Origin of the sequence: Azohydromonas lata (assembly GCF_034427735.1) — a bacterium.
GTDB classification, from domain to species: domain Bacteria; phylum Pseudomonadota; class Gammaproteobacteria; order Burkholderiales; family Burkholderiaceae_C; genus Azohydromonas; species Azohydromonas lata.
The window spans coordinates 155,380-176,377 of the sequence record NZ_JAXOJX010000003.1; the positions used below are offsets into that span (position 1 = coordinate 155,380).

The following is a 20,998-nucleotide window of genomic DNA, read 5'->3' on the forward strand; positions in this document are numbered from 1 at the left end:
CCGTGTGTGTCCGATTCCGGTAGTCCGACACTGCCGGCAATCGTTGTTGCGTCGCCCGCAGGAGTTCTAGCGCCCGTTTGCGATTTGACCAGCAGGTGGAGTGTTCACTTCTGCGCAAGGAGTTCCGAGTTTCGTCGCCTTGTCATGAAGGAGACGATAAGGAAGCGACTTGTACCTGCGCTGCTGGCCTGTTCTGCGGCAATCGCCGCACCCGTTGGAACTTCGACCCACTTCATGGATTCCAGCGCCAGCCTCACTGGCCACGGCCGAAATCGACCGAATCACGTGTGGGACGAAAAAATGCTGTCCTTGTCGCTGTACAGCGCCATGGGCTTGCCATGGCAGCCCAGGTAGACACGCAGCGCCTCGAAGTAGGCGAACGTCGTCTCGGTCGGCGCGAAGTACAGCTGCATCAGCCAGCTCGTGGCGCCGTCCACGAACACCAGCGGCGTGCGCGGCGGCGCGCGGTCCTCGTACCACGCGTGCTCGCAGCCGTCGATCTGCCCCAGCTCTCCCAGGCACGAGCAGCGGCTGCGGGGCTGGTGCACGGGCGCTGTGCGCTGGCGGCGTGGCACCCATAGGCCCGCGGCGATCATGAGTTGGCGCACCGTCTCCTTGCCCAGCACCACGCCATGGAGCTCGCACAGCTTCTCGGCCGCCAGTGTTGGGCCGAAGTCGGCATAGAACCGGCGGATCAGCGCGATGGCTTGCTCGGCCAGCCCAGCGGGCAACTGGTGGTTGCTAGGCCGGCCGCGCTTGCGCGACAGCAGCCCGGCGGCGCCTTGAACCTTGTAGCGCTGCAGCAGCCGCTCAAGCTGACGTCGGCTCAGTCCCCCAAGCGCTGCGCGGCCACGCCCACGCGCAGCGCACCATCCACCACTGCCTGCACGGTCTTGAGCCGATCGGCTTCGCGCATGCTCATCGTGATCGTCGCTCCATCCGTCGCCATGGCCGCGCTCCCAGCAGTGCCCAGGGCTGCGACAGATGCGACATCTCTACTTGGCTGGAATGCGACATTACTAATTGGCGCCTACACGGTGCAGGCTGCATCAGGACGTTATGTCAACTGTGGCCACAAAAGGTTTCAACTCAGGTAGCGCATGCCCAGCTGATCGACCAAGTCCATGATCGTTTCTTCCACGTCAGCGTCCAGGACGCTGCGCGGCGGCGCAGTGACACTGATGGACTGCGCCGGGATTCGGTCCTCGAACAGCATCACGGCCCGGCTCTGGTCGAAGAGCCGGGACATCCACAGCAGCCCCTGCGCCTGTGGTTCGCGCTCGTAGAGGTGCTGTGCCAGCGCCCGCGTAGCCGGGTAGTGCACAGCATTGGTATCAATGACTTGGCTCTTCACCAAGCCCACGCGACGCAGCCCGGTGCTGCTGAAGTCGATCAGCGACAGTGAAGCACTGCAGTTCAGCTGCGACAGCACCAGCGACTTGGCCTCGATTTCGGCGCGTTGCAGCTGCGCTCCGGCGGACGGGCAGGGCGCCTCGTGGAACACCGTCTCCATCAGCGCACCTTCGACCTTGTCGGCGGCGTACATCACCGGCAGTACCGTCGTGTCGGCGCGCTTGAGCGGACTGAAGCGCGCGTTGCTGTCGGCGCTGGGATTGAAGGCGTCCCCGGCGTAACGATCGGGATGCACCCGCCACCAGCCGTTGATGCTGACCTGTGCAAGATGAGGCGTGCCCTGGATCGCTGCAATCAGCTCATCCATGCAGTGCGCCCACGCGGTGCCGCTCCAGCGCGTGCAGTACCAACTGCGGCGCCTTCTCCAGCAGCTCGCGGGGACGTTGCCCGTCCAGATAGGAGTTGGGCGACTCCATCCAGCTCGCGATGCGCAGCGGCGAGCCCTCGCCAAAGGCCGCCACGATGTGCTGGACGACAGGCAACGGACGGAACATCGCATCGACGGCATAGCGCGGGTACCAGTCCCTTCCCTGTCGCGGGATCGAGAACAGCCGCCCCTCGCGTTTCCAACGGTTGACTCTGGAGGCCGCAGCCCGGCGCTGCGCAGCCGGAATGTCTTGCGTCGCAACCGGCGTCCCGCAGGCCAGCGCCTCGACCGCTTCGCCCTGCTCGCCCATTTCCTCGGTACTGAGCCATTCGGTGTTCTGAAAGATGTCCTTGAGCGCCTCGGCCGTCATGCGCGCACGGCGCACATCCAGCGGCGTGAGCTGCACCCCTTGCAGGAAGTCCTCCACCAGGCGTTCGTGCAACTGCTCACGCTGAGTGAGCATTCGCTCGGTGGCGATCTCGGCCAGGGCGTTCACAGTGCTGCGCAGGGCTTCCTTGCGGGGGCGCAACCGTTCGATGTCGGCGCTGGAGCGATGCACCGTCACTTCGAACGAGAGCGTGGCATTGATGCGTTGCATGATGAATCTCGTGTTTTGCGAGGTCATGGTATCAGAGCCACGTAAAACACGATTTCGCTCAATGCGATGCGCGGACAATGGGCGCCCTGGTACATCTGCCCCAGCGCTTCAACCCCATGCGTGTGCTCCAGTACAAGGATCTCGACCTGCGTCGCGTGCGCGCGGCCTTCGACAAGGTGCGTTCAGCCATCGAGGCCGGCGACTTCCGCACGGCGGACGTGAAAAAGCTGCATGCGGGGCCGTACTACCGCGCGCGGCTGGACCACGCCAACCGGCTGCTCCTGCAGTTTGCGCGCATTGAGGGCCAGACGGTGTGCCTGGCACTGGAGGTAATCCTCAACCACGCCTATGACCATTCGCGCTTCCTGCGCGGTGCGATGGTGGACGAGGCCAAGATCGAGCAGGAGCCGCCGGTGCAGCCCGCGGCGGTGCCTGAGACGGAGCTCGCGCCGCTGCGCTGGCTGCATCCGCAGCGCTCGCAGTTCGAGCTGCTGGACAAGCCCGTGGTGTTCGACGATGCGCAGGACACGCTGTCGCGGCTGGCACTGCCGCTGGTGGTGGCCGGCTCCGCGGGCTCGGGCAAGACGGCGCTGACCATCTCGCGGCTGCGCGAGCTTCCCGGGCGGGTGCTGTACGTCACGCTCTCGCCGTACCTGGCGCAAGGCGCGCTGGCACTCTACGGGGCACACGGGTTCGAGAACCCGGCGCAGGAAGCGCAGTTCGTGAGCTTTCGCGAGCTGCTGGAGACCCTGCACGTGCCGCCGGGGCGCGAAGTGGACCTGCGCTCCTTTCGCGGCTGGTGCGAGCGCCACCGCCAGGCCGTGCGCGCCCTGGGCGACATCGACGCCCATGCGCTGTTCGAGGAGTTCCGCGGCGTCATCGGCGCCCAGCCCGGCGGGCCGATGGCGCTGGAGGAGTACCTGGCGCTGGGTCCGCGCCAGAGCCTTTTGCCGCCCGCGGCGCGCGAGGCGGCGCACGCGCTGTTCCAGCGCTACCGCCAGTGGCTGGCCGAGGCCGGGCTCTTCGATGCCAACCTCGTGGCGCATGAGTGGCGCGCGCGGGCGGTTCCCGAGTACGACTTCGTGGTGGTGGACGAGGTGCAGGATTTCACCCCGGTGCAGCTGGCGCTGGTGCTGGCCACGCTCAAGATACCGGGGCAGTTCCTGCTGTGCGGCGACAGCAACCAGATCGTGCACCCCAACTTTTTCTCCTGGGCCGCGGTAAAGACGATGTTTTGGCACGGCTTGGCTGGCACGGCGGCGCAGCGCCAGCAGCTGCACGTGCTGCAGGCCAACTTCCGCAACACCCGCCGCGTCACGGAGTTGGCCAACCGGCTGCTCAAGATCAAGCAGTCGCGTTTCGGCTCGGTGGACCGCGAGAGCAACTTCCTCGTCACCAGCACCTCTGGCGAGGAGGGCGACGTTTCGCTGGTGCCGGCCAAGGACGCGGCGCTCAAGGCGCTGGACGCGGCCACGCGCGCTTCCGTGCAGCACGCGGTGATCGTGCTGCGCGATGAGGACAAGGCCGCGGCGCGGGAACGTTTTCGCACGCCGCTGCTGTTCTCGGTGCACGAGGCCAAGGGCCTCGAGTACCCGCACGTGGTGCTGTTCAACCTGGTGTCGGGGCAGCGCGCGGCGTACGCCGAGGTGTGCGAGGGCGTCACGGCAGCCGACGTGCAGCGCGAGAGCCTGGACTACGCCCGCGCACGTGACAAGTCTGATCGCTCGCTGGAGGTCTACAAGTTCTACGTCAATGCGCTGTACGTGGCGATGACGCGCGCGGTGCGCTCGCTCACGCTGGTGGAGTCCGACACCGGCCATGCGCTGCTGGAGTTGCTGGGCCTGCGGCCCGGCGAGGCGCAACTGCAGCCGTCGCGCGCTTCCACCAAGGACGAATGGGCACAGGAAGCGCGCAAGCTCGAGCTGCAGGGCAAGGCCGAGCAGGCACAGGCCATCCGCGAGGCCTTCCTGCAGCATCGCACGGTGCCCTGGGCGCCGTGGGACCAAGGACACATTGAACAGCTTGCGCTCAAGGCGTTCGACGCCGCCAATCCAAGTATCAAGCCGCGGCAGGCCCTCTTCGACTACGCGTTGTGGCATGGGCAGCAGCACTGGGTCGAGCGGCTCGCGGCCGTGAATTTCGCTCCGGCACGTCCGCTGGTACTTGACGGCAATTTCATTGGCGCAGGCTGGCTCGATACCCGCGATATCCGGATGCCGTTGTGGGACGAGGCCCACTTGCAGGTGCGCCGCACGGTAGCGTCACTGCGCCAGCGTCACCTGCAGCCCTATGCGGCCAAAAACTTCAAGGAGGTGCTGCGCCAGACCGACGTGCATGGCGTGGACCACCGCACGCCGGTCGGTGCCACCGCATTGATGCTGGCTGCGCGCGCCGGCAACGCGCCACTGGTGCGGGCACTGTTGGACAAGGGCGCCGATCCAGACGTGCACGACGAATTCGGGCACACGGCATGGCTGTTCGCGGTCGGCCGCGCGCTGGAGGAGACGGAGTTCACCCGCACGGGGCTGCCGGCGATTTTCGATCTGCTGGCGCCCTCAGCCATTGACGTGCAGACCGATGGACGCCTGGTGCGCATCGAACGCCACCACGGCGAATACTGGGTGCTTACGCTGATGCTGGCAGGCTTGAAGACGCAATGGTCGCGCTGCGTGCAGCGGCCAATGGAGCTCTGGAAGTACCAGGAGGGCTTCTTTGCCGAACAACTGCACGGTGTGCTCGAGGCCTTGCCACCGCACCTGTGGGGCGACAAGCGGCGCAAGCGCAGCTACCTCAACCATGTACTGGCTCGTGGAGAGGTCGACAGTGACTACCGGCCGGCGCGTCGGCTTTGGCGCCGCGTGCGCCATGGCCGCTACGTGCCCAGTCCCTCGCTGCTGCTGCGCCGTGGCGAGGGCTGGCAGCCCGTGTACGAGGCGCTGAACCTGGCGTGGATCGACCGCGGCTGTGGCGGAGAAGCTCTCTACTGGGTGCGGCCGGCGCAGTTGCTGAGCCAACTGGGCGTGGTGACCACAGCACCGGGCTCGGACGGCCAATCGCGATCTGCACCAAGGAAGGCCTGATACTGCGCCAAAGGGCCGTGGCCGGCTGCACAAACTCAAAGAAAACCAAAGTAGCCGCGGTTTGCCCGAAAAATAACCAAGCGGCGTTATGTGAAGTCGCCACGCTGATTGAAAATCCGCGTGTCGGTGGTTCGATCCGCCCCAGGCCACCAATGACCCTGTACCCGATTCAGTACCGTTCAGAAGTAGGAACTTCCGGCTCACCAAGCACCGAAAGCCCCGTGCGCTCAAAAGCTCACGGGGCTTTTCACTTGGTCGTGCCACGCGATCGAGCATGGTCACAGCCTACATAGAACGAGCGGGCGCAGTGCTCACGCGTGTGCCGTGCAAGCCGTTCGAGATCGTTGGCGTGTACGTTTGCAGCAACCGCCGGGTACAGGCGCTCAGGCCGAGGGGCTGATAGAGCCCAAGTAGACTATCCCGTGCGCTTGAGGGTGTGAATTAGCCGGGAGTACTCACTTGGCTGCGCCATCAATCTTTAGTCGTAATCGAAAGAACAATACATGACCAGCATCCAGCAAAGAGCTGCGCTACAAAGCCAAATCTGGAAGATCGCCAATGAAGTGCGCGGAGCCGTCGACGGCTGGGACTTCAAGCAATACGTGCTGGGTACCCTGTTCTATCGCTTCATCAGCGAGAACTTCGTCGACTACATCACCGGCGGCGATGCCAGCGTGGACTACGCCGCCATGGCGGACGATGACGAGAACATTGAGGCTGCGAAAGACGACGCCATCAAGACCAAGGGCTACTTCATCTACCCCAGCCAGCTCTTCGTCAACGTTGCGGCGAATGCCAACACAAACGAGAGCCTGAACACCGACCTGACCAACATCTTCAAAGCCATTGAGGCCTCTGCCAGCGGCTACCCCTCCGAGCTCGACATCAAGGGCCTGTTTGCCGACTTCGACACCACCAGCAACCGCCTGGGCAACACCGTCAAGGACAAGAACTCGCGACTGGCCGCCGTGCTCAAGGGCGTGGCGGAACTGGACTTCGGCGGCTTCGATGCCAGCCACATCGACCTGTTCGGCGATGCCTACGAATTCCTGATCTCCAATTACGCCGCCAACGCCGGCAAGTCAGGCGGCGAGTTCTTCACACCACAGCAGGTCTCCAAGCTGATTGCGCAGCTGGCGATGCACGGCCAGACCAGCATCAACAAGATCTATGACCCGGCCTGCGGCTCGGGCTCGCTGCTCTTGCAGGCCAAAAAGCACTTCGACCAGCACCTGATCGAAGACGGCTTCTTCGGGCAAGAAATTAACCACACCACGTACAACTTGGCGCGGATGAACATGTTCTTGCACAACGTGAACTACGACAAGTTCAACATCCAGCTGGGCAACACGCTCGAAGAGCCGCACTTTGCTGACGAAAGGCCCTTTGACGCCATCGTCTCCAACCCACCGTACTCGGTGAAGTGGATCGGCAGTGACGACCCCACGCTGATCAACGACGAGCGCTTTGCCCCGGCCGGCGTGCTGGCGCCCAAGTCCAAGGCGGACTTCGCCTTTGTGCTGCACGCTCTGAACTACTTGTCGGCCAAGGGGCGTGCGGCGATCGTGTGCTTTCCCGGCATCTTTTACCGGGGTGGGGCTGAGCAGAAGATTCGCCAGTACCTGGTGGACAACAACTACGTCGAGAGCGTGATCTCTCTCGCCTCCAATCTGTTCTTTGGCACCACCATCGCGGTGAGCATTCTGGTGCTGGCTAAGAACAAGAAGGACACAACCACGCAGTTCATTGACGCCAGCAGCCTGTTCAAGAAAGAAACCAACAACAACGTGCTGCTGAATGCCCACATCGAGCAAATCATGGCCGTGTTCGACAGCAAGGCAAACGTCGAGCACTTAGCCAAGTCCGTGCCCCTGGAGCAAGTGGCGGCCAATGCCTACAACCTGTCAGTCAGCAGCTATGTCGAAGCCAAAGACACCCGCGAGGTGGTGAACATCGCCAAGCTCAACGCCGATCTGAAAGCCACCATGGCCAACATCGACAAGTTGCGCAGGGACATTGACGCCATCGTGGCGGAGATTGAGGGCGGGGAGGTGGAGGCATGAGCCACCTGAAGTACGTGCACAAGTTGCTAGACGGCGTTGACGTAGCGTGGATGCCGCTTGCTGACGTTGTTGAATTTAAACGCGGCGAACAACTAAAACCAGTCAACATTATTCCAGGGACCTATCCAATAGTGACCGCCAGCAAAACGGAAGTTGGCGCACATTCAGAGTGGAACTTCGGGCCTATTAGTGTCACTGTGACTTCGCATGGTGCATACGCCGGCCACGTCAACTATTGGCCAACCCCAATTTGGTTGGCTAATAATGTTTTCCTTCTATCACCAATCATCCAACTAAACCAAAGATTTCTATATTTTTTTCTAAAGAGCAATGAGTCAAAGATTCAAGGCCTAGCAAAGGGTGGCGGAATTCCGTACTTCAACACACGGGATCTCGCACCGCTTCTTGTCCCCATCCCCTGCCCCGAAAATCCCCCAAAATCGCTTGAAATCCAAGGCGAAATTGTCCGCATCTTGGACACCTTCACCGAGCTTACCACCGAGCTTACCGCCGAACTTACCGCCAGGAAGAAGCAATACAACCACTATCGGGATCTGTTGTTGAGTTTTGACGATGGTGAGGTGGAGTGGAAGACGTTGGGGGAAATGACGGTCATTAAGACTGGCCAATCCGTAAACAAGCAAATGATTTCTGAAAATCCGGGCCACTACCCCGTCCTAAATAGCGGGAAAGAACCACTCGGGTTCATTGACGAATGGAACGTAAGCGACGATCCTATTGGCATTACTTCACGAGGCGCTGGGGTGGGCTCCATCACCTGGGCTGAAGGGAAGTACTTTCGAGGCAATCTGAACTATTCAGCCACGATTCGCGACAAGACCACACTCAGAATTAGGTACCTCTATCATCTATTGCAAAAAATGCAGCCGGAGATTCAGGCTCTGTGTACATACGATGGAATTCCTGCACTGAATGCAGGCAGCTTGAAAGAGCTACTGATTCCGATTCCTGAACTACCGGAGCAAGATCGAATCGCCCACACCCTCGACAAATTCGACGCCCTCACGAACTCCCTCACCGAAGGCTTGCCCCGAGAAATCGAGTTGCGCCAAAAGCAGTACGCTTACTACCGCGACTTGCTGCTGAGCTTCCCCAAATCAGAGGGCGTAGAGGCATGACATGGGCAAGAAGCTCGAAGAGATAGCCCAGCAGCTGAAAGGCGCCAAGAAGAAGGTGCAGCTGATCTATGCATTCAACGGCACGGGCAAGACGCGCCTGTCACGGGCGTTCAAGCAACTGATTGCGCCTAAAGGGGAAGGTGATGACCCGTCGCCATCGAATTTGGCCGACAAGAAGATTCTCTACTACAGTGCCTTCACCGAAGACCTGTTCTATTGGGACAACGACTTGGGGCGGGATGCTGAGCCCAAGCTGATGATTCAACCTAATGCGTTCACCAAATGGGTGCTGGAAGAGCAAGGCCAGGACCAGAGCATCACCACCACCTTCCAGCGCTACACCAGCGACAAGTTGACGCCGCATTTCAGCGCAGACTTCTCATCCGTCAACTTCTCGTTTGAGCGCGGAAACAAGGCGCCAGAACCCCACATCAAGATTTCTAAAGGCGAAGAAAGCAACTTCATCTGGAGTGTGTTCAATGCACTGCTGGAGCAGGTGATTGCCGAGCTGAACATCCCGGAAGCCGACAACCGGTCCACCGAGGCCTTCAATAACCTGACCCACGTTTTCGTGGATGACCCGGTAAGCTCGCTGGACGAGAACCACCTGATCGAACTGGCGGTTAACCTGGCTTCTTCGATCAAATCCAGTCAATCTGACCTGAAGTTCATCATCACCACGCACAGTCCGCTGTTCTACAACGTGCTGTTCAACGAGTTCAGCAACAAGGGCTGCTACATGCTGGAGCGTTTGGAAGACGGCAGCTTCACGCTCACTGAAAAGCCAGGCGACTCCAACAAGAGCTTTTCCTACCATCTGCATCTGCTGCAGACCATTGAAGAGGCCATTGCGGGCAGCAAGGTCGAGCGCTTTCACTTCACGCTTCTCCGTAATCTGTACGAGAAGACAGCCAGCTTCTTGGGGTACCAGAAGTGGTCTGAACTTCTGCCGGATGACAAGCAGCTGTACTACAGCCGCATCATCAACTTCACCAGCCACAGCACGCTGTCGAATATGGCCGTTGCTCAGCCTACGCCGGCTGAAGGCGCCACAGTCAAGCTACTGCTGGATCACTTGAAGATTACACATGCCTTTTGGCAGCCACAGGGCGCCTGATAAATGAACGATTACAAGGCCATCGCCGAGTCCAAGAACTTCATCGTCCTCGACCAATACACCCGCGAGTGGAAGGTCGCAGAGACCTACCAGAGCGAAAGCGATCTGGAGCGTGAGCTGATCCAGGATCTGGTCAATCAGGGCTACGAGTTCGCTCCGTTCATCAAGACCCCCGTCGATCTGCTGGCCAACGTACGCGTGCAACTGCAGGCGCTCAACGCAGTGCAGTTCACCGATGGTGAATGGCTGCGATTTGTAGAGTCTTGGCTGGACAAGCCAAGTGATGGCATCGTCGAGAAGACCCGCAAGATCCACGACGACTACATCCACGACTTCGTCTTTGACGACGGGCGCATCCAGAACATCTACCTGCTGGACAAGAAGAACGTCACCCGCAACAAGGTGCAGGTCATCAAGCAGTTTGAGCAGACGGGCACGCACGCCAACCGGTACGACGTGACCATCCTGGTCAATGGTTTGCCGCTGGTGCAGGTGGAGCTGAAGAAGCGTGGCGTGGCCATCCGCGAGGCCTTCAACCAGGTGCACCGCTACAGCAAGGAGAGCTTCAACAGCGATCAGTCGCTGTTCAAGTTCTTGCAGCTGTTCGTGATCTCCAACGGCACCGACACCCGCTACTTCGCCAACACCACGCAGCGCAACAAGAACAGTTTCGACTTCACCATGAACTGGGCGAGGTCGGATAACACGCTGATCAAGGATCTGAAGGACTTCACGGCCACCTTCTTCCAGAAGCACACGCTGCTCAACGTGTTGCTGCATTACTCGGTGTTCGACGTTAGCAACACGCTGCTGGTGATGCGCCCCTACCAGATCGCTGCCACGGAACGCATTCTGTGGAAGATCAAGAGCAGCCATCAGTCCAGGAACTGGAGCAACACGGAGAGCGGTGGTTTCATTTGGCACACCACGGGCTCTGGTAAGACCCTGACCAGCTTCAAAGCGGCGCGCCTGGCCACTGAGCTGGACTTCATCGACAAGGTGTTCTTCGTGGTGGACCGCAAGGATCTGGACTACCAGACCATGAAGGAGTACCAGCGTTTTTCGCCTGACAGTGTGAACGGCTCAGACAGCACGGCGGGCCTGAAGCGCAACCTGGAGAAGGACGACAACAAGATCGTTGTCACCACCATCCAGAAGCTCAACAACCTGATGAAGAGCGAAGCTGACTTGGCCCTGTACGGCAAGCAGGTGGTGTTCATCTTCGACGAATGCCATCGCAGCCAGTTTGGCGAAGCCCAGAAGAACCTGAAGAAGAAGTTCAAGAGGTTCTGCCAGTTCGGTTTCACCGGCACGCCCATTTTCCCGGAGAACGCTCTGGGCGCCGAGACCACGGCCAGCGTGTTTGGCCGTGAACTGCACTCGTACGTGATCACCGATGCCATCCGCGACGAGAAGGTCTTGAAGTTCAAGGTGGACTACAACGATGTGCGCCCACGGTTCAAGGCCATCGAGACCGAGAAGGACGAGAAGAAGCTCAGCGCGGCAGAGAACAAGCAGGCGCTGCTGCACCCGGACCGCATCCGCGAGATCACCCAGTACATCCTGACCAACTTCCGGCAGAAAACCCACCGCCTGCACGCGGGTGGTACGGACAAAACTAAGGGCTTCAACGCCATGTTTGCCGTCAGCAGCGTGGAGGCCGCCAAGCTGTACTACGAGAGCTTCCGGGAGTTGCAGAAGACCAGCCCAACGACACTGCGGCCGCTGAAGGTGGCCACCATCTTCTCGTTCGCCGCCAACGAAGAGCAGGACGCGATCGGCGACATCCAGGACGAGAGCTTTGACGTCTCGGCCATGAACAGCAGCGCCAAGGAGTTCTTGAGCGCTGCCATCGCCGACTACAACGCGCTGTTCAAGACCAACTTCAACGTGGACAGCAACGGCTTCCAGAACTACTACCGAGACCTGGCCAAGCAGGTGAAGGCCAAGGAGATCGACCTGCTCATCGTGGTGGGCATGTTCCTGACGGGCTTTGACGCCCCCACGCTCAACACGCTGTTTGTCGACAAGAACCTGCGCTTCCACGGGCTGATGCAGGCCTACTCTCGCACCAACCGCATCTTCGACGCCACCAAGACCTTCGGCAACATCGTCACCTTCCGCGACCTGGAGCAGGCGACCATCGACGCCATCACGTTGTTCGGAGACAAAAACACCAAGAACGTGGTGCTGGAGAAGAGCTACAAGGAGTACATGGAAGGCTTCACCGATACGGCCACGGGTGAGGCACGGCGAGGCTTCAAGGATGTGGTGCAAGAGCTGGAGGCTCGCTTCCCTGACCCAGCAACCATTGAGAAGGAGTGCGACAAGAAGGCCTTTGCCAAGCTGTTTGGCGAATACCTGCGCGTTGAGAACATCCTGCAGAACTACGACGAGTTCGCCAGCCTGAAGGAGCTTCAGACCGTCGATCTGGCGGATGCCGCTGCGGTGGAAGCGTTCAAGGCCAAGCACTATCTGAGCGATGAAGATCTGGCGGCCTTGCAAGCCATCACGCTCCCTGCAGAGCGGAAGATCCAGGACTACCGCTCCACCTACAACGACGTGCGCGACTGGTTGCGTCGCGAGAAGGCAGGCGCCGAGAAGGAGAAGTCGACCATCGACTGGGATGACGTGGTCTTTGAGGTGGACCTGCTGAAGTCGCAGGAAATCAACCTCGACTACATCCTGGAACTGATCTTCGAGCACAACAAGAAGATCAAGAGCAAGAGCGAGCTGGTGGATGAGGTGCGGCGGGTGATCCGCGCAAGCCTGGGTAACCGCGCCAAAGAAGGCCTGCTGGTCGACTTCATCAACCAGACCGATCTGGACCAGCTTGGCGACAAGGCCAGCGTGATCGATGCTTTCTTCAAGTTCGCCCAAGCTGAGCAGCAGCGTGAAGCGCAAGACTTGATCACGACGGAGGGCCTCAACGCCGAAGCAGCGAAGCGCTACATCACCGCTTCACTGAAGCGAGAGTTCGCCAGCGAGAACGGCACCGAACTCAACGCGGTGCTACCGAAGATGAGCCCCTTGAACCCTCAGTTCAAGACCAAGAAGCAGACGGTCTTTCAGAAAATCGCTGCGTTCGTTGAGAAATTCAAAGGCGTTGGTGGCCAGATTTGAAGCAAATTTCGAAATGCCTGGATTTCACTCAGTTTGCGCACGATCTCTGCGCCGTCTGCACGTCGCGCCTGTGCCTGGCTGCTGGGCTGGCAAGAGGGCCCGCTCACGCAGACCGAGCGCAGCGACCGGAAACGCTTCGTCGAAACTCTTTGCCGCATCGAGCCGACGGTGGCCGCGGCACGTGAACTGGCGCTTCAGCTGTTCGGCCTCGCGCGCAGTCGCGACCTCAATGGATTCGATCGTTGGCTGTTCCAAGCGCGCACCTGCCCGATGCCAGACCTACAGCGCTTCGCGGCCGGGCTCGAGGCAGATCTGTCAGCCGTGCGAGCTGCGTTCAGTTCTCCATGGAGTAGCGGGCAGGTTGAGGGGTAGATTAACCGGCTGAAGTACTTCAAGCGGCAGATGTACGGGAGGGCCAAGCTTGACCTGATGAGAATCCGCGTCCTGCACCCGAACTGACCCCCGTCACAGAGATTGCGGAAGAGCCAGATTTAAGCCGGCGCCCACAGGCTGATGACCAGCCCAGCCCAGCCCAGCCCAGCCCAGCCCAGCGCCGGACGTCGCGGCAAGGCGTTCTCCGCAAGGTAAGCGTGGCGCCTGCACCCTACTGGCACAGGCTGCCGAAGTCAGATATCGACGACGTGGCGCAGCAGGCGGAACGGCACCCGCCAGCCCGGGCCGTCTGCGGTTTCGACTGTCGCCGTGCGCTGGTTGATCCGCACGATGGTGCCGATCTGGGTCTGCATGTAGCGGTCCTCGAAGGACACCTTCTCGCCGCAGCGGAAGTCATCCCGGCCCGGCTGTGACGGCGCTGGCGGCGCGGGCGTTGTTGCAGTTGACGCGGCCGGCTGGGCCCCGGCCGGCGGCGGCTCGATGGCGGCGTAGGGCAGCTTCCACTCGCGCCGCGCGTCGGTCTCGTGCAGCGTCACCTGGTGGTCGCGCATGGCCACGACTTTGCCGCTGCGCATGCGCCCGTCGTGCCAGTCCAGGAAGCGCACCGTCTGGCCCAGGTGCATGCGCGAGCGCACGGCGATGATGCGGCGCGGGTCGGCCAGCATGCGCTCGATGATGGTGCTCAGCTGGAACAGCTCTAGGCTGCTGGCCTGGCTGAGCGCGTCGATGAGCTGGGGGTTGGGGCCTTGCGTGTCCACCGCCGTCGTCTCCCTGGAATACCGCGCCGGTGCACCCGCGCAGCCGGCTTCGGGTCGCTATTCTCAGGCGGCCTGGCGCTGCGGCAGCGGCTCGGCGCGGCCGATGTTCCAGGGCAGCAGCTCGTGGACGCGGTCGACGCGGTGCTCGGCGATGCGCTCGAACACCGCGCGCAGGTAGGCCTGCGGGTCCAGCCCGTTGAGCTTGGCCGTCTCCACCAGGCTGTACATGGCCGCGGCGCGCTCGCCGCCGGCGTCCGAGCCCATGAAGAGGAAATTCGATCTTCCGAGCGCGACCCCACGCAGGCTGCGCTCGGCGGCCGAGTTGTCGATCTCGATGCGGCCGTCGTCGCGGTAGCGCGTGAGGGCCTGCCAGCGCGTGAGCGAGTAGGCAATGGCCTGGGCCAGCTCAGACTTCCTCGACACGCGGCCCACCATGCCCGTGAGCCAGTCGTGGTACTCCTGCAGCAGCGGACCGGCCCGGGCTTGGCGGTGCGCGCGCCTGACGTCCGGCGGCTGCCCGCGGATGTCCTCCTCGATGGCGTAGAGCGCCTTGATGCGCCGCAGCGCCTGGGCCGCCACCGAGTCCTCGCTGCGCCCGGTGCTGACGTACAGGTCCCACCACGGCCGTCTTGCGTGGGCCCAGCAGGCTGCTTCCGTCACGCCCTGGGCGTAGAGCCGCGCCCAGCCGCTGTCGCCGTCGGCCTGCAAGATGCCGCGGAACTTCTCCAGGTGCTCGCGCGGGTGGCGGCCTTCACGGTTGGGCGAGTACTGGAACCACGCCGCCGGTGCCTCCTCGCTGGCTGCCGGGCGGTCGTCGCGCACGTAGACCCACAGCCGGCCTTCCTTGGTCTTGCCCTTGCCGGGCGAGAGCACAGGCACGGGCGTGTCGTCGGCGTGCAGCTTCTCGGCCGCCAGCACGTAGCGGCTCAGCGCCGCCAACAACGGGTCCAGCAGCTTCTCGCCCTGGCCCACCCAGCGCGCCAGCGTGGAGCGGTCGATGTGCACGCCGCTGCGCGCGTTGATGCGGCTTTGCCGGTACAGGGGGATGTGGTCGCAATACTTCGAGACCATCACGTGCGCCATGAAGGCGGCCCCGGCGATGCCGCGCACGATGGGGCGACTCGGTGCCTCGGCCTGGAAGATCGTCTGGCACTTCACGCAGGCGAGCTTGGGCCGCACATGGCGGATGACCTTGAAGCGCGAGGGCACGTATTCCAGCTGTTCCGACACATCGGCGCCGATGCGGCGCAGCCGGCCGCCGCATGCGCTGCAGCCACAGGCCTGGCCGGTGCTGTCGTGATGGGCGAGCGTCGCCGGCGCACGGTGCACCAGCTCCTCGCGCGGCAGGTGCGAGGGCAGGCTGCGGTCCAGGGCCGGCGCATTGGCGGCCGGAGCCGGCGCCGCCTTGGGCAGCGGCGGCAGTTCCGGCGGCAGCGGTGCGGGCTCGATGAGCGTGCGCTGGCCGTCGTCGAAGCGCTCGCTGGAGGCGCCGTACTGGTCCCGGATGCGGCGCGCCAGCTGCAGCCGCAGCTTCTCGTTCATGAGCTTGAGCAGCACCAGCTCCGCGTCGCGCGCCTCGATGACGCGCAGCAGCGACTCGACGGTGTGAGGCCCAGGCGGCAGCGGCATGGTCCCTACTGTGCCGTGCTGCGCGGCAGCTGACCAGTGGCCCGTGAGCCGCGTGCAACAGGCCTGGCTCAGGCAGCGAGCTCGGGCGTGTGCGTGCGCACCGGCATGCGCCAGTCAATGCCCTCCAGCAGCATCGACAGCTGCGCCGGCGTGAGCGAGACGCTGCCCGAGGTCGCCTGCGGCCAGACAAAGCGTCCCCTCTCGAGCCTCTTCGATAACAACATTAGGCCCTGGCCGTCGAACCACAAAACCTTCAGGATGTCGCCGCGGCGGCCTCGGAAGACGAAGACGTGGCCCTCGAACGGATTCCTCGCCAGCGCCGTCTGCACCATCGCCGCCAGCCCGTCGAAGCCCTTGCGCATGTCGGTATGGCCGGCCACCAGCCACACCCGCGTACCGGCTGGCAGCCCGATCACCGCAGCTCCAGCAGCGCCTGCAACACGCAGCGCACGCTGGCCTCGTCCACCGTGCCGCGCAGCCGCACCAGCGCCGCACCGATCTCGACCTCGATCACGCCCGTACCCACACGCCGTGGCGTCGGCGTTGCCGGCGCGCAAGCGCGCGGGGCCGCCGGTGCAGCGACCGGCTCCTCTACCGTCACGGGCAACAGCACCGGCGCCGACTCGGCGGGCGGCTGGGCCGCGGCCTGCTGTTGCTCCAGGTGCAGCCGTCGCCAGTTGAAGAGCAGGTTGGCGTTGATGCCGTGCTCCTGCGCCAGGGCCGCCACCGACGCCCCGGGCTGCAGGCTGCGCTCGACCAGCTCGCGCTTGAGGGCCGCGCTGTGCTGCCGCCGCGTGGCCCTGTCCGTGATGACTCGCTTGTCCATGTGTGCATTACCTCCATCGTGCACACCTACGCAAGCGAGCACGCGTCCCGGCGATGCTGCTCAGGGCGGGCTGCTCTGCCTATAGGGCCAGGACGCAACGCTTACTCCGCAAGTGCTTGTCGCGCTTTAAATTCCTAGGTAGCTGTTGCTGTGCGGGAACTTCATATTTATTTATATTATTAAAGATTATGGGCAATTATCTACAGCAACTAGACGGCGATACATGCCTGCGTGCACCTTCGAAATGCTCTGTTCGCTATAGACGCGTCGATCTCCGGACTTATCCATATGTGAGTTAACGGAATTTTCTGGCGCTGTAGCCAGGCTTGCACCCCCGCATAGTCGTCGCGGGCGTCGAACGTGCAGCTCTCGCGCGGGGCGCGGAACCGCACTTGCGTGCCGTCCAGGTCCTGCGGCAACGCGACGTGCTCTCACGGCTGCACGTCCCTGGCCGGAGCCGCCGCAGCACTGGGGCGCGCTCGGTGAGATCGGGGTGGGCGGTGAAGAAAGCTTCCACTTGGCGTGTGTCGGTGGCGCTCAGCCCCGGCACGGCCGCCCACCAGCATCGGCAGCGCGGCCGGCGGGCCGACGATGCGGAACAGCGCACGCAGACGTTCCAGGCGGACGTCAGGACCGCGCAGGAGAAGCACACGCAGACGCTAACGGAGGCCGCGGGTCTAGATCAGCCAGCTGTCGACTCAGATGGTCACCGCTCAAGCCGAACAAGCGACCTCGGCGGCGCGGGCTCGATACGCTCGCGCACGAGCTGGCACAAGCTCAGCGTGAACTGCAAGCTGCGCAGTCCCAGGCGGAGCTCGCCAGACATGTCATCGCGTCGGTGTAGTGATCGTCGGGCCACCCGCCCGGCCGAATCTGTGCGTTCAGCATCTCTCGGACTTCGCCCCGGCGGCACCGCACCGCCGCTCACCTCGCACTAAGTCCTCGTGCACTGGCCGTGCCGAGGCGCTGGCGAAACGGTGCAAGCGGGCCTTCTATGATCCAGCCTTCCATTCTCTTGCCCTCAAACGCGCCGCCCCGGCATCACAGTCCATGGACATCTTCCACATTGTCATCGACACCAACCTGATGCACGAGAGACCTTTTGGGCACCCGGATTTCAAGCGCCTGCTCAGGCTTAGCCAGCTGGGCCTTGCCAAGGTCTACATCCCATTGATCGCGCTGGAAGAGCGTCGGACTCAGCTCGTGGACAAGTACGAGGAGATCGTTGCGCAACTGAGGTCCAAGGCCGGCGAGCTGTCCAAGAGGGAACTGCCCATGATCCTGGAGGGTCTGCCCCAACCAGTGCTGGACCTGCCCTCGCGGGAGGAGGTCTATCGGAATTCGGCAGAGGCGCTGGCCAAGTTCATGACCGACCACAAGATCGAGGTGCTGAACTTTACGTTCGAACATGCCACGAACGCGTGGGACCGCTACTTCAAAGTCTTGCCCCCGTTCAATCCCAACGAGCTACGCGAGAAACGACGCAAGGACATCCCCGACGCGTGGATCCTCGAAGCCGCCCGGGAGGTGAAAAAGAAACCGGGACGGCATTGCTTCTTGACCAAGGACAAGAGGGCGGGGGAAACCCTGCGGGCCGACGGATTCGAAGTGTGGGACGACATGGAGCGGCTCGATGCCGCAATCGAAGCTGCCATGTCCGTCGTTCTGCTGGAGCGGCCGGCGCCGTCAAAGGCGCCCGTGCCATTGGATCAGCTTCGCAGCAAGGCCTTTGATAACGTCGACCGGATCTTGCTTGGCGTGATCGACACTTGGGATGCACCCGACAAGGAAACGCTCTTCACTAGGTTGGAGGCACTCGGCATCCGCCGCGAGATCGCCGAGCATGAAGCCAAGACATTGGAACTCTCCGGGCACCTCGCCGATACCGGCAGCCATCTGATCGCCACCGACCGGGACACGGCTCGCGAAGCTGCCAACGACCCCATTGTGCAAGCCCTCTTGCTGAAAGCTCTCGATGAAGGATCTTGAACTGCGTTTGGCAACGCTCGCCAAGCTGCTGGACAACCCGGCTGCGCCGGTGCAGGAAAGGCTAGTCGAGGAGCTGCGTCGTGCGGAACGCACGCTGCAGCAGAGCGTCGACTATGACGAACTCGATGCGGCGCTAAAGACCCTGGCGGTCCTGGCACGGAAGTTCCATGGAGCCATCGTCCCGACTCTGCACGCTTTTGTGCGTTCGGTGCCGTCGCGCAACCTGACCCAAGGCGGCGAGCCGATCGCGGCATCGCGACTGCGTCACCGCTCTGCCAGCCACTTGATCTGCGACGCCATTGACGTGCCCAACTCCTTGCGCTACGTGCGGTTGGAGGAGGTGCTGGACTTCCTACTCGACCTCTCCCGCAACGACGACGAGGAGGTCTGCAAGAAGGCCCGGCGCGCGCTCGACGCGTTGGCCGAGTTCAACCTGAACCATTTCGGCACCCTCGGCGCCCGTCCGCAGACGGCGATCGTCGAAAGCCTGTCCAAGAGAGGCGATGACCAGTTGAGGGAGGATGCCGATGCCATTCTGAGTGTCTTGCGCGTCGTGCTCTCGTCGTCGATGCAAGGGCATGCGTTTACCTACAACGCCGTGACTATTAGCCGCGGTTCCGTAGTCAGCGGTGCCGGCGTCTCAGAAATGCGCGCCAGCGCCATCGCTCTGCTCAAGCGCATGTATCAGCTCAAGGACGAAGTGTCGTATCACACAAGCGTGCTGAGCGTGCTCAACGCCGCGACGCATCGCGAAAGCGGTGCAGTCGATGGTGATACCACGCGCATGTTCGAGCGCGACGCCGTCACGGTGCTGACGTTCCTTCGCGAGCTCGTCGCGGGCGCGGCCTTACCCTTGGTGCAGACGATCGAGCATCAGGCGTACTGGGACTATTTCCACGCCGCAACGCCCGAGATCGAGAAGGCAGCGTTGCAGGTCCGGGATGCCGTGGGCCTCCGCCCCGACTACCAGATCTACAAGCAGCTCATCGGGTTCGAAGGCATCTTTGGCGACTGGGAAAAGTTGCGAAGGTCCGAGGAAGAGTGGGACTACAGCAACACCAAGCGACAGGAAGCGGCCCGCCACCTCGTGGACTCGATCGGTGAGACCAACCAGATCGAGTGGAGAGACAGGATTCTGGAGTTCTCCAAGACCGAATCGGAGGATCTCGCGACGTTTCCGGTCTACTACGAGTTCCTGGAGTTGCTTGGCCAAACGAGACCGGGCTTGGCGCTAGAGCTTGTCAGGGAGCATGAACTCCGCATGCGGCCCTTCCTCATCCCCTTGATCGGTGGCCTTTGGAACAGTGAGTGCCACCAGGACATCGATGCCACCGTGCAGAGATGGATCGACGAAGGCTCTCACATCGAGACGATCGCCAAGTCGGTTTTGAAAGGAGGCGCGTCGCGGCTGGCGGTACTGTCCCGGGTCGTCGCCAGGAGCGCCGAACTGGATAACCGCTACGCTCTGAGCGTGGCCATGGGCGTGGCGGCCGCACTGTACGGCGAAGGCTGCAATCCGGCCAAGGACGTCTTCATGACAGCCTTGCGTGAGATGGCCAAGCGCAACGACGCTAGCTGGGCCAGCACATTCTGGTTCGGACGCGAGTTCAAGCGGTTTGCCGAGGCGATGAGCGCCGATGAACAGGCCGAGGTGCTTGCAAGCATGGTGACGCTGCCTGAGCTGAGCTACCAAGCCGAGGAAGTCCTGCGTGCAATTGGTGAAAAGAACATCGACGCGCTGATGAATTTTCTGGAGGAGCGGCTCACCGTCGAGATCGGGCATCGCGCGCAGCGGCGCAGGGACGGTGGCGATCTCCTGGACGACAAGTTCGAGGCGATCCCATATCACCTGCATGCACTCAAGAACGTGCTCCAAGAGCATCCGCAAGCGGTACTGGCAATGCTGCGCCGTGGATTCAAGGGCGACGAGGCCGCGTCTATGTTTCCCTATCGCAGTGGCGCTCGACTGATCAAGGCAGTCTTCCCGGGCTTCGAGCCGGAATTCCAGAAGCTGCTGCTGGACTTCGTGGCCTCGGGTGACCGCGTCGACTTGGAATTCGTCCTCGCAATCGTGCGCTCCTATGGCGGCGGCGCGCCGATCCTAGACGTCTGCAAGGCGATCGTGAAGGTCGTGCCGCAAGAGTCCAAGGAATGGCGCACGCTCGCCGCCGCCATCAAGACGATCGGCGGCGTGTGGGGCGAGTACGGCTTGGTCAATGCCTTCGAAGCTAAACGCGACGAGATTGCCGCGTGGAGGGCGGACGAGGACGCTCTGGTTCGGGCATTCGCAGATTGGCTCACGGAGCAGCTCGAGCGAATGATTGCGTTCGAGAAGCAGCAGGCCGACGAAGAACTCACCTTGCGCAAGTACAGGTATGGGATCGGGAAGGGCGAGGACTAAGGAGAGACATGATCACCACAAAGCTCCCGCAACCCTGGACCGCCAGTGCCATCCAGCACTCGATGTTGTGGCCCACGGTTATTGTGAATGGCGTCCACGGTT

General features: G+C 62.3%; 14 protein-coding genes and 1 pseudogene. 8 read left to right on the forward strand and 7 right to left on the reverse strand.

Annotation, left to right across the window (positions count from 1 at the left end):
- Positions 1–296: 296 nt before the first annotated feature.
- The 3 genes and pseudogenes from SM757_RS04240 to SM757_RS04255 form a co-directional block, all read right to left on the reverse strand.
- Positions 297–949: pseudogene (locus SM757_RS04240) on the reverse strand (helix-turn-helix domain-containing protein); the annotation flags it as partial.
- Between the two features lie 135 nt (positions 950–1,084).
- Positions 1,085–1,720: an RES family NAD+ phosphorylase gene (locus tag SM757_RS04250; RefSeq protein ID WP_322464460.1), complete on the reverse strand. Its 636-nt coding sequence runs from the start codon at positions 1,718–1,720 to the stop codon at positions 1,085–1,087.
- The gene (locus SM757_RS04255) at positions 1,713–2,378 is read right to left on the reverse strand and encodes an MbcA/ParS/Xre antitoxin family protein (protein WP_322464461.1); all 666 of its coding nucleotides are present in this window, start codon (positions 2,376–2,378) and stop codon (positions 1,713–1,715) included. Before SM757_RS04255 ends, SM757_RS04250 begins: the two co-directional genes overlap by 8 nt.
- A gap of 77 nt (positions 2,379–2,455) precedes the next feature.
- Between SM757_RS04255 and SM757_RS04260 the strand changes: the two genes are divergently transcribed.
- The 6 genes from SM757_RS04260 to SM757_RS35520 all read left to right on the forward strand — a co-directional run bounded on the left by SM757_RS04260 (position 2,456) and on the right by SM757_RS35520 (position 13,272).
- Complete coding sequence (locus SM757_RS04260) at positions 2,456–5,458, forward strand: ankyrin repeat domain-containing protein (RefSeq protein ID WP_322464462.1); 3,003 nt, start codon at positions 2,456–2,458, stop codon at positions 5,456–5,458.
- 503 nt (positions 5,459–5,961) lie between these two features.
- Positions 5,962–7,521 carry a type I restriction-modification system subunit M gene (locus tag SM757_RS04265; RefSeq protein ID WP_322464463.1) on the forward strand — a complete coding sequence of 520 codons (1,560 nt, stop codon included), beginning with the start codon at positions 5,962–5,964 and terminating at the stop codon, positions 7,519–7,521.
- Entirely contained in the window at positions 7,518–8,660 is a 1,143-nt protein-coding gene (locus tag SM757_RS04270; protein WP_322464464.1) for a restriction endonuclease subunit S, read from the forward strand. Before SM757_RS04265 ends, SM757_RS04270 begins: the two co-directional genes overlap by 4 nt.
- A 1-nt stretch (position 8,661) precedes the next feature.
- A complete protein-coding gene (locus SM757_RS04275; RefSeq protein ID WP_322464465.1) occupies positions 8,662–9,777 on the forward strand; it encodes an anticodon nuclease in 1,116 nt (371 codons plus the stop codon).
- 3 nt (positions 9,778–9,780) lie between these two features.
- Positions 9,781–12,900, forward strand: coding sequence for a type I restriction endonuclease subunit R (locus SM757_RS04280; protein WP_322464466.1), 3,120 nt, complete (start codon positions 9,781–9,783; stop codon positions 12,898–12,900).
- A gap of 33 nt (positions 12,901–12,933) precedes the next feature.
- Positions 12,934–13,272 carry a hypothetical protein gene (locus tag SM757_RS35520; RefSeq protein WP_407655737.1) on the forward strand — a complete coding sequence of 113 codons (339 nt, stop codon included), beginning with the start codon at positions 12,934–12,936 and terminating at the stop codon, positions 13,270–13,272.
- 254 nt (positions 13,273–13,526) lie between these two features.
- On the opposite strand, the gene SM757_RS04290 is transcribed toward SM757_RS35520, so the two are convergent.
- From SM757_RS04290 to tnpA, 4 genes are all read right to left on the reverse strand, one after another.
- The gene (locus SM757_RS04290; protein WP_322464467.1) at positions 13,527–14,051 is read right to left on the reverse strand and encodes a hypothetical protein; all 525 of its coding nucleotides are present in this window, start codon (positions 14,049–14,051) and stop codon (positions 13,527–13,529) included.
- Positions 14,052–14,114: 63 nt separating this feature from the next.
- On the reverse strand, positions 14,115–15,680 hold the full coding sequence (gene tnpC, locus SM757_RS04295; protein WP_322464468.1) for an IS66 family transposase: 1,566 nt from the start codon (positions 15,678–15,680) through the stop codon (positions 14,115–14,117).
- A 68-nt stretch (positions 15,681–15,748) separates the two neighbouring features.
- Complete coding sequence (tnpB, locus tag SM757_RS04300; RefSeq protein WP_322464469.1) at positions 15,749–16,096, reverse strand: IS66 family insertion sequence element accessory protein TnpB; 348 nt, start codon at positions 16,094–16,096, stop codon at positions 15,749–15,751.
- Complete coding sequence (tnpA, locus tag SM757_RS04305; RefSeq protein WP_322464470.1) at positions 16,093–16,506, reverse strand: IS66-like element accessory protein TnpA; 414 nt, start codon at positions 16,504–16,506, stop codon at positions 16,093–16,095. The genes tnpB and tnpA overlap by 4 nt, the downstream gene beginning before the upstream one ends.
- A 1,050-nt stretch (positions 16,507–17,556) precedes the next feature.
- Here tnpA and SM757_RS04310 point away from each other — a divergent pair.
- Complete coding sequence (locus tag SM757_RS04310; RefSeq protein WP_322464471.1) at positions 17,557–18,495, forward strand: PIN domain-containing protein; 939 nt, start codon at positions 17,557–17,559, stop codon at positions 18,493–18,495.
- A complete protein-coding gene (locus SM757_RS04315) occupies positions 18,482–20,896 on the forward strand; it encodes a hypothetical protein (RefSeq protein ID WP_322464472.1) in 2,415 nt (804 codons plus the stop codon). Before SM757_RS04310 ends, SM757_RS04315 begins: the two co-directional genes overlap by 14 nt.
- Positions 20,897–20,998: the final 102 nt, after the last annotated feature.

What these genes read in the sequence shown, in the direction of transcription:
- SM757_RS04250 (WP_322464460.1), bottom strand. Translation starts at nt 1,720, where the DNA reads ATGGATGAGCTGATTGCAGCGATCCAGGGCACGCCTCATCTTGCACAG.
- SM757_RS04255 (WP_322464461.1), bottom strand. Translation starts at nt 2,378, where the DNA reads ATGCAACGCATCAATGCCACGCTCTCGTTCGAAGTGACGGTGCATCGC.
- SM757_RS04260 (WP_322464462.1), top strand. Translation starts at nt 2,456, where the DNA reads ATGGGCGCCCTGGTACATCTGCCCCAGCGCTTCAACCCCATGCGTGTG.
- SM757_RS04265 (WP_322464463.1), top strand. Translation starts at nt 5,962, where the DNA reads ATGACCAGCATCCAGCAAAGAGCTGCGCTACAAAGCCAAATCTGGAAG.
- SM757_RS04270 (WP_322464464.1), top strand. Translation starts at nt 7,518, where the DNA reads ATGAGCCACCTGAAGTACGTGCACAAGTTGCTAGACGGCGTTGACGTA.
- SM757_RS04275 (WP_322464465.1), top strand. Translation starts at nt 8,662, where the DNA reads ATGGGCAAGAAGCTCGAAGAGATAGCCCAGCAGCTGAAAGGCGCCAAG.
- SM757_RS04280 (WP_322464466.1), top strand. Translation starts at nt 9,781, where the DNA reads ATGAACGATTACAAGGCCATCGCCGAGTCCAAGAACTTCATCGTCCTC.
- tnpC (WP_322464468.1), bottom strand. Translation starts at nt 15,680, where the DNA reads ATGCCGCTGCCGCCTGGGCCTCACACCGTCGAGTCGCTGCTGCGCGTC.
- tnpA (WP_322464470.1), bottom strand. Translation starts at nt 16,506, where the DNA reads ATGGACAAGCGAGTCATCACGGACAGGGCCACGCGGCGGCAGCACAGC.
- SM757_RS04310 (WP_322464471.1), top strand. Translation starts at nt 17,557, where the DNA reads ATGGACATCTTCCACATTGTCATCGACACCAACCTGATGCACGAGAGA.
- SM757_RS04315 (WP_322464472.1), top strand. Translation starts at nt 18,482, where the DNA reads ATGAAGGATCTTGAACTGCGTTTGGCAACGCTCGCCAAGCTGCTGGAC.